Here is a 14,334-nt window from a genome sequence, read left to right as displayed (position 1 = left end):
TTTAATAATTCTTTATTTTAGGTTGTCTTTTGTACCTGCATAACTTATAATTAATACATCAATTAAATCTTTACTTGATGGAGGGTATGCCAATGGTTCAGTTAATAGTTGGGAAAAAGGGAAAAGGAAAGACCAAATGCTTATTGGACAGGGTTAATACCGAGGTTAAGAACGTACTCGGCAGTGTTGCTTTCTTAGATAAGAACACTAAGCATATGTATGAATTAAACAACAAAATTCGTCTTATAGTAGTTTCTGATTTTATGATTTCAAACCCCGATGAGTTCATCGGATTCGTAAGTGGTATTATTTCTCAGGACCATGATCTCCAGCAGATGTATTTCGACAGTTTCCTTAAGATCGCTTGTCTCGAAGATAAGGACATGACTGAAACAGTCGAAAAGCTTGAAAAGATTAGTGAGCAGTTCAAGATTGACTTCGTACTTAGCGTTTCTATGGATGAATCAGAGCTTCCTGAGGCTGTTAAATCAAAGGTTGTTGTATCTCTTTGATGAATTCTATTTAATATGATTATTCTGATAAGCCGCGGAATTGCCGCGGCTTATCTTATGAGGAGTAACGGGGATACCTCGTTATATGAAAAAAGGATTGGGTAATGGCAAATAAATCAGGCCGAAATATAACTAAATATCCCAAAAACTTAAATAATCTCAACATTGGAATGATATTTTTCATAGTAATAGCCATCTATGTGGTTATCAGTGTTGTGACTTATTTGAGGAAGGATCACATTATTGGTTACGAAGTTAAGGAAGGATCTCTTTCTTCTAACAATATCTATGAGTCTATTGCTCTGAGAAAAGAGAAGATCATTGAAAGTGACAGCGCCGGCAATGTCAATTACTTCGCTTCAGAAGGCGGAAGAGTTGCGGTAGGCAACCTGGTATACACAGTAGATGAATCCGGTAAACTTCTGGATTATCTTAAATCTCAGGGAACAGAGGAGGCTTCTCTTTCTGACAATGACATGTCAGAGCTGCGATCCCAGATTGTAAGTTTTCATTCCACATTTGATAATCAATCATTTTATACCGTATATGATTTTAAGGTGAGTCTTGACGGTACGGTACAGAAGCTTTCTAACAATAATATTCTTCAGAATATTCAGTCCCTGAACAATTCCGGAGGCGCGCTTAATTCCATCGGATATAAATATTCTCCTGATACAGGTATAGTTATTTATTCTGTGGACGGCTACGAAGAGAAAACACTTCAGGACCTTAAGGCGTCTGATTTTGATCAAACAGATTATGAGAAGACCCAGCTTATAAACAACAATCTTGTTAAGGCAGGAGATCCGGTATTTAAGCTTTGTACGAATGAAGAGTGGTCTGTTGTCATTCAGGAAAATGATGAGAAGAAGGTTCAGGAACTTCTTGACCTTCAGTATGTAAAGATAAGATTTATCAAAAATCAGGATGAGTCCTGGGGCAAGGTTTCAAGCTTTACCAATGATGAAGGCGACACCTTTGTGGCATTTACCTTCACCAACTCAATGATCACTTTCTGCAGAGACAGATTCCTTAGTGTTGAACTTATCACAGAGGATCAGAAAGGGCTTAAGATTCCCAATTCAGCCATCGTTAACAAGTCATTTTATCTTTTGCCCAAGGATTATGTAATAAAGAACAACGACAATACTTCCGGTGTTCTCAGAAGTAAGTATGATGAACAGGGTAATGAAACCTCTGAGTTTGTTAACCTTTCGATCTATAATGAGACTGAGACAGAGTATTATGTAGATACTTCGCAGCTCAGGTCCGGTGACAACCTTATTAAACCTGATTCCAATGACAGGTATGTTGTCAGCAGGACAGACACTCTTGTGGGCGTTTACAATATAAACAAGGGCTATGCAGATTTCAGACAGATCAGGATTCTTTACAGTAACGAAGAATATTCGATTGTAAAATCCAACACAATGTATGGTCTTAATGTTTATGATTACATTGTCCTGGATGCTTCAGTAGTTGATGAGAGCGGAACCAGTAAATATATAAATGATGATAATGCTGCAGTAAGTGAAGAAGCTACGGACGAAGCTTCTGATGAAGAGGCGGAAGACGAAACAGAAGAGATTGAAGAATCGGTTGAGGAAGCCTCAGAATCAGATTCTGAGTGATTAAAAGTTGACAGATTGCGTAAAACTACGATAATATTATTAGGGTTTTTGTTGGGAAATTTATTTGAGGAGTAAATAGATATGAGCGTAATGGATAAGTTTTTAAAAGCAATTCAGCTTAATGGGGATGACGGCGAATATTACGATGACGACTATTATGATCCCAGTTCTAAAATAGAGTCTATCAATAATCAGGCTCCTATCGGAAAAGATGATCCCAGTATTGAAGTAGCAGAAGAGAAAAAGAAGGTAGCTCCCAAGGTTGTTCCTTCAAGATCTAAGAAGGTGAGCACAGCCGGCATGGAAGTTGTTGTTATTAAGCCTACATCTGTAGAGGATGCCAGGGAGATAACTGAGACACTTCTTGCTAACAGGACTGTAGTTCTTAACCTTGAAGGTCTTGATGTTGATATTGCCCAGAGAATCATTGATTTTACATCAGGTTCCTGCTTTGCAATTTCAGGCAATCTTCAGAAGATTTCCAGATATATATTCATTATCACTCCTGCAAGCGTAGATATTTCAGGTGATTTCCAGAACATGCTTGGCGCTTTGGGCGGCGGCATTTCAGACGGACCACAGCAGATTGACTAATAGTATAAAATGAGGCTGTTGACATTAGATTGATAGTCAACAGCTTTTTTCTTATATAATAAAATAAAAGGATAAGCAGAATGAGCAGCATACTTACAGTAAATTATGAAAATAAGCCCTGCTATGACATCGTTTTCGATACCAGCTTTGAAGGGCTTTCTTCCAAAATAGAAGAACTTGGTAAAAAAGGCAGAAAAATTGCCATTATAACGGACACCAACGTTGCTCCGTTATATGCCGACGAGATCAAAAATGAGCTTAAGAAGGTCAGCGATACCATAATCCTTCACGCTATCCAGGCAGGAGAAGAGAATAAGAACCTGGATAGTATCTATAAGATTTACAAGGACCTAATCGAAAACCATTTTGACAGACATGATCTTATTGTTGCCCTTGGTGGCGGTGTTGTCGGAGATATGGCCGGATTTACTGCGGCTACTTACCTTAGAGGAATTTCTTTTGTACAGATTCCCACAACGCTTTTAGCTCAGACAGATTCCAGCATCGGTGGCAAGACCGGCGTGGACTATGAAGGCTACAAAAATATGGTAGGAGCCTTCCATATGCCTAGTCTTGTATATATCAACATTTCTACGCTCAAGACTCTGGACGGAAGACAGTATGCTTCCGGATTTGCTGAAGTTATGAAGCATGGCCTTATCAAGGATCAGAAGTTCTATGAGTGGCTTCTTGATAACATTTATGAGATCAATGATAAAGAAGACGACGTAGTACTGGAAATGGTAGAAAGAAGCTGCGCTGTCAAGAAAGCCGTGGTTGAGAAGGACCCCACAGAAAAAGGCGACAGGGCTCTTTTGAACTTCGGACATACTCTGGGACATGCAATTGAGAAAGCCAAGAACTTTGAACTGGCTCACGGCGAATGTGTTGCTCTTGGAGCAGTCGCAGCAGCCTTTATCTCCTGGAAGAAGGAAATGATCTCTATGGATGAATACTATGAGATCAGAGATATGTTTGTTCCTTTCAATCTTCCAATTTCTGTTGAAGACCTTGATCCTGATGAGATCATAAAGCTCACCAAATCCGATAAAAAGGCTGATTCAGACAAGATCAGATTTATCCTTCTGAAATCCATCGGTAAAGCCGTAATTTCCACGGATGTAACAGAGGATGAGATGAAAGCAGCACTTAATGAAATCATCTATATTGAAAATAATGACTAATTTAGGAGTATTATATATTTATGAATAAGATATCCAAAAAAAAGAAGATCTTCCTGGTGGTGGACATTCTTCTTATTGCTTTATTGGTTTTTATTGATCAGTTTACCAAACACCTTGCGGTGGTTCATTTGCAGGATAAGCCGCCAATAAAGCTTATCAACGGTGTTTTGGAACTTAACTTTTTGAAAAATAACGGCGCAGCTTTCGGAATGCTGCAGAACCAGAAGGGCTTCTTTGTAATGGTCGCATTCCTTATCCTTGTGATCATAGCGTATGTTCTTTTCAGACTTCCGGATGATAAAAGATATACCCCTATGCAGATTCTGCTGGTGGTTATTGCCAGTGGCGCAGCAGGCAATCTCATAGACAGGCTGACACATGATTATGTTGTGGACTTTATATATTTCGTCCTCATCAATTTCCCTATTTTTAATGTGGCCGATATCTATGTAACCGTTTCAACATTTGTATTTGTAATACTTTTCCTTTTCTATTATAAGGAGAGCGATTTCAGTTTCTTGAGCTTCAGACAACAGAATAAATTCAGGGAATTCAAATAATGGAACGTAAAGAAGACATTTTTGATTTTTATGTAACTGATGAATATGAAGGAATGAGAATCGATAAGCTTATCAGTGAGCTTATTGATTCTCTTTCGCGTTCTTATATAAAAAAACTTATTGATGACAAAAAGGTCTTTTGCAATGAAAAGAATGTCAAGGCCAGCTTCAATGTAAGTGAGGGTGACCATATAGTAATGGAGATCCCGCCCCTGGAGATTCCGGAGATTCTGCCGCAGGATATTCCCCTGGATATTCTTTATGAGGATGATGACGTAATTGTAGTGAATAAGCCAAAGGATATGGTTGTTCACCCTGCAGCCGGGCATTACACCGATACTCTGGTCAATGCCATAATGTTTCACTGCAAGGACAATCTTTCCGGTATAAATGGGGTTATGAGGCCTGGAATAGTTCACAGGATCGATAAAGACACCACCGGTTCTGTTATTATCTGCAAAAATAACGCTGCTCACCAGGAAATTGCTGCGCAGCTCAAGGAACACAGCATAAACAGGGTGTATCACGCCATATGCTACGGCATCATCCAAGAGGATGAAGGTTTTGTGGAAGCTCCTATTGGCAGGCATCCCACTGACAGAAAGAAAATGGCAGTGGTTAAATCCGGCGGAAAAGAAGCTTATACAGGCTATCGTGTTCTGAAGCGCTTTTACGAGGACGGATTCACATATATAGAATGTAAGCTAAAGACCGGCAGAACTCATCAGATAAGGGTCCATATGGCTTATATCGGGCATCCGCTTCTTGGAGATGAAGTATATGCTTCAGGACGTAAAAGCAAGTTCAAATTAGAGGGCCAGTGCCTACATGCCAAGACTTTAGGCTTTATTCATCCCACAACTAAGGAATATATTGAAACGGATGCTCCGCTTCCGCAGTATTTTTCCCATTTGCTTGATATTTTGAAATAGAGTACAATGATTGTAGAAGTATATTTGTGAAAGGGGATTGCAAATATGAATACTATTATTACAATTGGTCGTCAATTTGGATCAGGGGGCAGAGAGATCGGAGAGATGGTAGCCGATCATTTCGGGATCAAATGCTATGACAAGGAACTTTTATCCAGAGCTGCCAAGGAAAGCGGCTTCTGTGAAGAAATGATCCAGAACCATGATGAGAGACCGACTAATTCATTCTTATATAATCTTGTAATGGACACCTATTCCTTTGGCTATAATTCTTCCAGCTTTGTAGATATGCCTATCAGCCATAAGGTATTCCTGGCTCAGTTTGATACTATCAAGAAGATCGCTGAAGAAGGTCCATGCGTAATTGTTGGCCGCTGTGCTGATTACGCTCTCAGCGATTATGACAATGTTTTGAACATATTTATCCATGCGGATGAGGAGTTCAAGATCAAGCGTATCAAAGATCGTTTTGACGACATAAATTCTGATGATAAAGCAAGAGATATGATGAACAAGAAAGATAAGCAGCGTCAGAGCTACTATAATTACTATTCATCCAAGAAATGGGGCAGATCTGACAGCTATGATCTTTCAATCAATTCCAGCATTCTCGGTGTAGATGGCACAGTGAAGTTCATCATTCAGTACATTGAAGATTTTGAACAGATGAGAAAAAAATAATGCATATAACATTGAAAATAACTTCCCCAAAAAGTTAATGTTTTGTGGAAGTTATTTTCATTTGAGTATACATTTTATTCTTATTTAATAATATTTTTGACAATGCGATGTTACAATGACCGTAACTAAGAGAATATTAATTAGGGGCATTATGACTTTGCCCCGAGATAGTCACTTTAAAGTTTATAGCAGAAAGGATTCTGCTTAGAGTTTTCAAGGAGGAAACGATTATGGCAAACAATATAGGTGGCAACATTAATCAGTTGTACCGACCCACTAATGCCAATTCCAGAAATGGCCCCATTTCCGGTGCCAAATCCCGTGGTGCGTCACAAAAAGACAATGTGAAAGAAAAGGCAAGTGCTTCCAACAAGATTTTTAGCGAAAGTGCGAAGCTTGAATTTTCTCCTGAAGTAGAGATGTTTGGCAAGGTTGCCGACATGCTTCAGAAAAAGTATGATAACGCAGATGTTTTCGTGGCCGGCCCCGATGATGATCTTTCTCAGATTGGCGGTGACCTAGAGTACAGCATTATTCTTTCGGAAGATGAGATGAAGCTTCTGGCATCGGATGATCCCAAGGATAAAGAAGCTAAGGCCAAGCTTATGGGACAGATTGATGATGCAATGAAGACCATCAGTGACATGAGTCAGAAGATTGGCGAAAATACGGATGAAAATGATGAGATTGCAAACTTTGGTATAAAGTTTGATAAGAACGGAAAGATGAACTTCTTTGCCGATATAAATGGAAACAGCTATTCCGATATGTCCATGGATTCGCTGATCAGTTCGATTACAGCTTCAAAAACAGAATAATAAGTTTATTTATAAAAGGGCAGGTCGCAGAACCTGTCCTTTATTTTGCGCTATTTTACCAATATAATTCTTGTTTTGTTTGGACAGGCTCCTGATGCTGTTGTAAAAGTATGGATTTCCGGTTGCAAAATTAATAAAAAAACAGTGGATTGCAGATATAGTTTACTTTATAATGAAGCCGTTGGAATGGCTGTTTGTAATTGTATTGTACACGATTGATGTTCATCCGGAAAACAGGATAACAGTTCAGTATATGGGAAAAGTCCCGGAGTACAGACATTAACTTTTGAGGCCTTCCGGAAAGGCAAATTTATAAAGTGTTTATTTCAGGTAATTTAAAAGAAAACCGCAATATCATGTCAATCATCACAAATATGATAATTGCAGCTATCAGCTTATTTTTTAACGGATTCGGTGTTTATCTCACTATGCAGGCCAACATTGGCGCAGGTCCCTGGGATGTTTTGAATCTAGGACTCTCCAATACTCTTGGAATACTATACGGAACGGCTTCTATAGCTGTTTCATATAGTATTCTCGGAATTGATATTCTTCTTAAGGAACCCATAGGAATAGCAATGTTCATTGATGCATTTGTGGTGGGCAAATCAGTAGACTTCTTTAACAGGATAGGAGCATTACCGAAATGCGATTCTGTTATCACAGGGATACCGGTGATGCTGATTGGCCTTGTTATTATGGCCTATACCCAGTTTACTTATATGAGTGCTTCACTTGGCTGTGGACCCAGAGATACCCTTTTGGTGGCCCTTGCAAAGCGAGTTAAGAAAATTCCTATCGGAGCAGTAAGTATTACTCTTTTAAGCCTTGCAACCTTTATAGGATGGCTTCTGGGAGGGCCTGTGGGAATCGGGACTCTTATATGCGCTTTTGCTACCGGCCCAATAATGCAGATGGCCTTTAAAACCGTTCGATTTGATGCTACCAGTATTCATCACCAGAATCTTATCGATTCCATGAAGGTGATATTGTCAAAGAAAGCAGCTTGAACAAAAACATAATAAATATAGGATAAAATAATGGAAAATCTTGTAGTAGCGACAAATGCCGTCATCCCATTTATGGTATATATTCTTCTGGGAGCTCTGGCTATTAAACTGAAGCTGGTAAAGGAGAGCTTTCTTAAGGAACTTAACGGAGTAGTATTTAAAGTCTTTTTTCCCTTTATCATGTTCAACAATCTCTATGATGTTGACTTTGGAAAGCTCAGCGGCGCCGGATATGTGGGCTTTGCAGTGGCAGCAACTCTTGCCCTTATCATCCTTGCTTTTCTTCTGGTTCCACTTTTTTCTAAGGATAACAGAAGAAGAGGAGTCATCACTCAGGCCATATTCAGAAGTAATTCAGTGCTTTATGCGATTCCGCTGGCACAGAGCGTATTCAGTGAAGACGGGGCCTCAATGGCCAGCATTGTAGTCGCCTTCGTTGTTCCGATTTATAATATTGCTTCTGTTGCTATCCTTGAATATTACAGAGGCGGGAAGGTATCTTTCGGAAAGCTTTTTGTAAACATTCTTAAGAATCCGCTGATCATTGGTGCAATTGCAGGTGTACTCTTTAATATGCTTCCTCTTACAATGCCTGATTGCCTGGTTTTACCGATTTCTGAGCTCTGTAACATGGCAACGCCCTTATCCCTGTTTGTTCTGGGTGGAACCCTTCATTTCTCAAGTATGAGAAAAAATGCTTTGCCTCTGGCCATTGGAACTACCTCAAAGCTTGTAGCTGTACCGGCATTGATAACTCTTATTATGTATGCCATAGGCTTTAGAAACAGCGAATTTTTCGTAATATTTTGTATGTTCGCTACTCCCGTGGCTGCAGCATCTTATCCAATGGCGCAGAGCATGGATGCTGATGCGGATCTGGCAGGAGAGTACGTTGTAATTACTACGGTTCTTTCGATTGTCACTATATTCTTCTGGATACTAATTCTTAAAAATATTGGAATTATGTAATTTAATACATTTCTTTACTAAAAAACACCACAGTGGCTTAATACTGTGGTGTTTTTTTATTTATGGACATTTAAGATTTATTGAAGCTCGTACATGTTACAATTAATTGGTAATAATATGCCTATATATCGTTGATTATTATGTATATTCAGCTTATTGAAAGGAGGCCGTTATTGAAAAAGAATAGTTTAAATAAAACGGCCATCAGTTGTTTATTAGTGACAATAAGTCTAGTTTTTAGCGCTTGTGGATCAAAGGTACAGACTAATGAAATAAGTCAGCAGAGCACAGTAGTAAGATATAATTTATCGCATTTCCTTGTGGCTGTTGAGGATGAACCTGATACGGCTGATTTTCAATGTACATCAATTCATTACACAGTAGCACAAAATGTATTCAACCGTCTTGTTGAAATGGAGAATGATGAGGATGGAAATATGGAAATTCTTCCATCTCTTGCGAGGTCCTGGAATATATCTGAGGACGGCCGCGAATACACCTTCCATCTGCAGGAAAATGTTGAATTCAGTAACGGTAAGCCCCTTACTTCCTCAGATGTTCAGTTTACATTTGAGAGACTCTTAACTCATCCCGATTCCTGCAACAAGGACATAGTCGATATTATATTGGGTGCCGAAGCGTTGGAAAACGGTGAGACAGATCATCTTGAAGGATTTAAGATCCTAAGTGACCTGGATTTTGTTATAACAATTGAACAGCCCTTTGAAGCATTTTTAGCCTGCCTTACTATGCCGGGCGCTTCAATCCTGGATCAGGAAACTACAACCACAGCAGGAGATCTTTTTGGAACAGATGCAAAATGGACTATAGGAACAGGTTCTTTTGTATTGAGAGATTGGAAACCAGGTGTGGGAATGATCCTGACCGCCAATCAGCGCTGCTGGATGGGACCTCCGAAATGTGAAGGACTGGATCTTCGCTTTGTTAATGATGACAGAGAGATCCGTAGAATGTTTGAAGACGGAGAGATTGATGTTTTGGACCTTGATGAAGTCGGTAATTCAGCTGAATTCTTTTTACACGGAAGCGAATATCAGGACAGGTTATTCAGCGTTCCTCGTATCGGTATAACATACATCGCCTTAAATGAGAGCATTAAGCCTTTAGATGATGTACGTGTTCGAAAAGCAATGCAGATTTCGCTGGATCGAAACATGCTTTTGTCTGCGGTTTATGGTGGACGAGGCAATCTGGAAAATGGAATTTTCCCCCATGGTTTATATGGTTATAATCCTAATCTGGAGGAGATTCCCTATGACAACGGCAAGGCAAAAGAGCTTTTGGCTGAAGCAGGCTATGAGAATGGTTTTGACCTGACTGTAAGCGTTAATTCCGCTTCAACACGATGGGAATTACAGGTTCTTGAGATGGCAAAATCCATGTGGGAAGAGATAGGCATAAGAACCAAAATAGATGTAATAGACGAAAGTGATTTTATGAGCCGTAGAAAGAGTGGTGAACTGGCTTGCTACACGGCTCAATGGATGGCTGATTTTAACGATCCGGACAATTTTATCTATACATTCTATGGGAATAGCCATAACACTACATTCCGTAGTTTGTGCTATCCCAGAGAAGACATTATGGCTCGTATCCAAAAGGCCAGAGCAATATCAGATCCTAAAAAACGCATAAATGAATATAATGAACTTGAAAAGATAATAGTTCAGGATGAAGCTGCCTGGATACCGCTTTTTTCCAGAATGAGGTATTACGTAGTTTCTGAGAGACTTGAAGGAATACAGGCTTCATGGAATGGCTCCGTTAAGAACAAATATCGTGAAATGACCATACACTATGGTGACGAATAGTTGCATAAAAAAAGGAGTTTATTAATGCATTCTATCCGCTCTTACATCACAATAATCACTGTTCTGGTCATCCTTACCAGTGTATTGGCTGTGTTTGGAGCAAGCTATTTTATTATCCAGAAGGAAACAGACCAGAATTCTGTGCGGATGATGAACTTAATAAATCAGGATACTGACAAAACTCTTGAGAAATATTTCGATGGTATTGCACAGTCCGCTGAAATAACTGCCAATATTGCTGTTGAAGAGCTAGACAGTGTTATATTGGTTAACTGTGGTGCGGTCAAAACCGGAACAAACGATAGTATTCAGACTAAAGAACAGATAAGAATTCTGGATGATTATCTTCAATCATATTGTTCCAAAATCCAGGTTATATTTTCAGGTGTTGCTGAGAACACCCCCGGAGTAAATTCATATTTTTATTGCATCAGCCCGGATGTCAGCAAAAATGTTCATGGCTTTTTCTATATGAAAGAAGGAAAGGCCGGTCTTATTGAGCAAGCTCCTCTCGATGCCACAAAACTTACACCCTCAGAGCATTTGGGAGCTACCTGGTATGAAACGGCCGTAAACATGGGAAGTCCCGGCTGGGTAGGCCCTTATTTATGCCAAAAACAATTTGTTTATTCTTATTTTGTCCCCATATACAAGGCCGGAATGCTTATCGGTGTTCTTGGAATGGATATTCCCTGCGATATTCTGATAGATCAGGTCCAAAATATTAAAATCTATAATACCGGCTTTGTTTGCCTTTTAGATGACAAAGAAAAGGTTATCTATCATCCTGATCTTCCTATAAACAGCAGCTTTGACGAACTTCAGCTCAGCGTAACAGAAGAGACCTTTAAGAAGGGTAACAGCGGAGATGATCTGATTCGTTATATGGCCCATGGTGTTAAAAGGCAGATGTCTTTTTCAACTATCTCTACCGGCATGAAAATTGTATGTATAGCTCCAACGGATGAGATAAATGCCCCATGGATCACACTTGTTGAAGACATTGCGCTGATTACACTGATCACTATATTGGTTTTTGTATTTATAATTTTTGTACTGATGCGTGCTATTACCAGCCCTCTGACACAGCTTACCAAAGCTTCGCAAAGGCTTGCAGACGGTGAATATGATGTTGACCTGGTATATCAGAGAAAGAATGAGATTGGTGCACTGACCACTGCTTTCAAACGAATGAGAGATCAGTTAAAGCTGTATATTGATGACCTGAATCATCAGATTTTCTATGACAGAATGACTGACCTTCCTAATATGCGTCATTTCTTCAAACTGGCAATGGATGAAAAAAACAGAATTGAGGCAACAGGAAATCAACCTGTAATGGTTTATCTGGATATTATCGGAATAAGATATTTCAACCGCCAATACGGCTTTGAAATGGGAGATAAGCTTATTATGAATTTCTCCCGGATCATCGCTCAAAATTTTGGAGAACACAGGGTTTGTCGTTTTGGTGGCGATCAATTTACAGCAGTTGCAGAAGAAGATAAAGTTGCCGAAATCATCCAGAAAGTATTGGATGACTGTAAAACAGCTAATGATGGAAAAGAGCTGCCGATTCGTATAGGAATATATCCCAACAGTCTTGATAATGTAGATGTAAACGTAGCCTGCGATCGTGCTAAGTTTGCTGCTGATAGCAGAAAAGGAGAGCTGTCTTCAACTGTCACATTCTATAACGAAGATATGCTCAAAAGAAGTGAGATCAATATTCACATTATACAAAATCTGGACAGAGCCATAGAAGAGGGTTGGATCAAAGTATATTATCAGCCTATAGTCCGGGCTTCAAACGGTAAAATATGTGATGAAGAAGCTCTGGCCCGTTGGATAGATCCTGAGCTGGGCTTCCTTTCTCCCGGTTCCTTCATTCCTGCTCTGGAAGAGTATAAATTGATCTACAAGCTTGATCTGTACGTGCTGGAACAGGTTTTGAAAAAGATGAAACATATGAAAGACTTGGGCTATCATGTTGTTTCGCAATCCATTAACCTTTCCCGTATGGACTTTGAGAGCTGTGATATAGTTGATGAGATCTGTAAGAGAGTAGATGCTGCAGAAATAGACCATTCGCTGATTTCTGTCGAGATTACAGAAAGTGTAATCGGCGAAAGATTTGACTTTATGAAAGAACAGATAGCCAGGTTCCAAAAGCTTGGATTCCCTGTATGGATGGACGATTTTGGAAGCGGTTATTCTTCACTGGATGTTCTTCACCAGCTTCATTTTGACCTCATAAAATTTGATATGCGCTTTATGGAGCGCTTTGATGAAGGCGAAGAGGGTAAGATCATTGTTACAGAACTGGTAAATATGGCTATCAGTCTTGGAATGGACACCCTGTGTGAAGGCGTGGAACAGGCAGAACAGGCAGAATTTTTGCAGGAGATTGGCTGCACAAGAATTCAGGGCTTTTATTATGGAAAACCAATACCATTTGAGGAAATCGTAAAAAAATTTGAAGACGATTCCGAGCTGACATTTGAAAATCCGGAAGAAGCAAATTATTATGCATCCATTGGTCGCCTGAACCTATATGATTTCTCGTCACTAACAAATGAAAATGATGAGATACTTACACGTTATTTCAATACACTTCCAATGTGCATTATGGAAGTGAAAGGAACAAAGGTATGGTATACCCGTTGCAATAGTTCTTACCGGGAATTCTTAAAGAGAACGATAAATATAGAGTACAAAACTAACACAAGAGATATTTACGACACCGATTTAAGAAGTGAATCAAAGTTCTTTAATGGTGTTGTGCAATGTGGTAAATATGGAGGTCGTCTTGTAATTGATGAAACAGTTGTACCGGATACTATAATTCACACATTGATCCGACGTATAGCTGTCAATCCCGTGACAGGCACAAGCGCAGTTGCGGTGGCAGTTCTGACTATAAATAGGACCACTGAGGAAGACACGTAACTATTCGCAAAACACATGTTTAACGAATAGTTGTATATGAAGGAGTAGCCAATATGCCAGGTCAGATATTTGGTAAAAAGCTTAAGGAAATGCGCATACAGCGGGGGTTAACCCAGAAAGAACTTGCCGATCTGTTGTTTGTTACCAGGCGATGCATTGGTAATTGGGAATCCGGACGTCGAAAACCTGACATTGTATCCCTGCCTATCATTGCCAGCGCCCTTGAAGTTGATACGGGATTTTTCCTGGATAATGATGATGAATTCACTGCTATTTCTCCAAATATTCTCATCTTTGATCCGGATTCTTCCACTCAGGTAAGCGATGAGCTTATATTGAAAAAAATACTGGATAAAGCACGTATTATTTCCCTGGAAAAAATCGATGAAGCTATAAGTTTTGCAACTGAAAGCATTGTTTCCATCGCTTTGATTGACATTGATAATAATCCTGATGAAATGTTTGCCTTTGCAGAGAACCTTAAAGCATTAAATCCTAAGATAAATCTTATCTTTTTATCCAAGGATTCAAAATATGCTCTGGATGCATTGAATCTTTTCTGCAGCGGATACATTATCAAACCTTTAACAAGGAAAAAAGTTTCCGAACAAATTAAACATCTTAGATTTCATGTGAATGAATTAACATAAATATTATTTAGA

Annotated in this window: 13 protein-coding genes and 1 pseudogene; all 14 read left to right on the top strand. The window is 39.3% G+C overall.

Annotation, left to right across the window (positions count from 1 at the left end; translation table 11 throughout):
• The first annotated feature begins 92 nt into the window (after positions 1–92).
• Positions 93–512: a hypothetical protein gene (locus T359_RS0101175; RefSeq protein WP_026515880.1), complete on the top strand. Its 420-nt coding sequence runs from the start codon at positions 93–95 to the stop codon at positions 510–512.
• A 104-nt stretch (positions 513–616) separates the two neighbouring features.
• The gene (locus T359_RS18920) at positions 617–2,143 is read left to right on the top strand and encodes an HlyD family efflux transporter periplasmic adaptor subunit (protein ID WP_197027041.1); all 1,527 of its coding nucleotides are present in this window, start codon (positions 617–619) and stop codon (positions 2,141–2,143) included.
• Between the two features lie 81 nt (positions 2,144–2,224).
• Positions 2,225–2,737 (top strand): cell division protein SepF, encoded by a 513-nt coding sequence (locus T359_RS0101165; protein WP_026515879.1) that lies wholly within the window; start codon positions 2,225–2,227, stop codon positions 2,735–2,737.
• A gap of 80 nt (positions 2,738–2,817) precedes the next feature.
• A complete protein-coding gene (gene aroB / locus T359_RS0101160) occupies positions 2,818–3,921 on the top strand; it encodes a 3-dehydroquinate synthase (protein ID WP_026515878.1) in 1,104 nt (367 codons plus the stop codon).
• Positions 3,922–3,941: 20 nt separating this feature from the next.
• The gene (gene lspA, locus T359_RS0101155) at positions 3,942–4,481 is read left to right on the top strand and encodes a signal peptidase II (protein WP_026515877.1); all 540 of its coding nucleotides are present in this window, start codon (positions 3,942–3,944) and stop codon (positions 4,479–4,481) included.
• Positions 4,481–5,413: an RluA family pseudouridine synthase gene (locus T359_RS0101150; RefSeq protein WP_026515876.1), complete on the top strand. Its 933-nt coding sequence runs from the start codon at positions 4,481–4,483 to the stop codon at positions 5,411–5,413. Before lspA ends, T359_RS0101150 begins: the two co-directional genes overlap by 1 nt.
• 45 nt (positions 5,414–5,458) lie before the next feature.
• Complete coding sequence (locus tag T359_RS0101145) at positions 5,459–6,094, top strand: cytidylate kinase-like family protein (RefSeq protein ID WP_026515875.1); 636 nt, start codon at positions 5,459–5,461, stop codon at positions 6,092–6,094.
• 230 nt (positions 6,095–6,324) lie between these two features.
• Positions 6,325–6,912 (top strand): DUF6033 family protein, encoded by a 588-nt coding sequence (locus tag T359_RS0101140; RefSeq protein ID WP_026515874.1) that lies wholly within the window; start codon positions 6,325–6,327, stop codon positions 6,910–6,912.
• A 118-nt stretch (positions 6,913–7,030) separates the two neighbouring features.
• A pseudogene (locus T359_RS23320) lies at positions 7,031–7,195 on the top strand (DUF6688 family protein); the annotation flags it as partial.
• Positions 7,196–7,268: 73 nt separating this feature from the next.
• Entirely contained in the window at positions 7,269–7,922 is a 654-nt protein-coding gene (locus T359_RS0101135; RefSeq protein ID WP_242839019.1) for a YczE/YyaS/YitT family protein, read from the top strand.
• A 30-nt stretch (positions 7,923–7,952) separates the two neighbouring features.
• Positions 7,953–8,891 (top strand): AEC family transporter, encoded by a 939-nt coding sequence (locus T359_RS0101130; RefSeq protein ID WP_026515872.1) that lies wholly within the window; start codon positions 7,953–7,955, stop codon positions 8,889–8,891.
• A 173-nt stretch (positions 8,892–9,064) separates the two neighbouring features.
• Positions 9,065–10,723 carry an ABC transporter substrate-binding protein gene (locus tag T359_RS18915; RefSeq protein ID WP_197027040.1) on the top strand — a complete coding sequence of 553 codons (1,659 nt, stop codon included), beginning with the start codon at positions 9,065–9,067 and terminating at the stop codon, positions 10,721–10,723.
• A 24-nt stretch (positions 10,724–10,747) separates the two neighbouring features.
• Positions 10,748–13,672 (top strand): EAL domain-containing protein, encoded by a 2,925-nt coding sequence (locus T359_RS21225; protein ID WP_026515871.1) that lies wholly within the window; start codon positions 10,748–10,750, stop codon positions 13,670–13,672.
• Positions 13,673–13,725: 53 nt separating this feature from the next.
• Positions 13,726–14,322, top strand: coding sequence for a helix-turn-helix domain-containing protein (locus tag T359_RS18905; RefSeq protein ID WP_035783439.1), 597 nt, complete (start codon positions 13,726–13,728; stop codon positions 14,320–14,322).
• Positions 14,323–14,334 lie beyond the last annotated feature (12 nt).

Source organism: Butyrivibrio sp. MC2021 (assembly GCF_000621605.1).
In the GTDB taxonomy this organism is placed as follows: domain Bacteria; phylum Bacillota; class Clostridia; order Lachnospirales; family Lachnospiraceae; genus Butyrivibrio.
The sequence above is the reverse complement of the archived record's forward strand: the minus strand, read 5'-3'. Positions and strand labels throughout refer to the sequence as shown.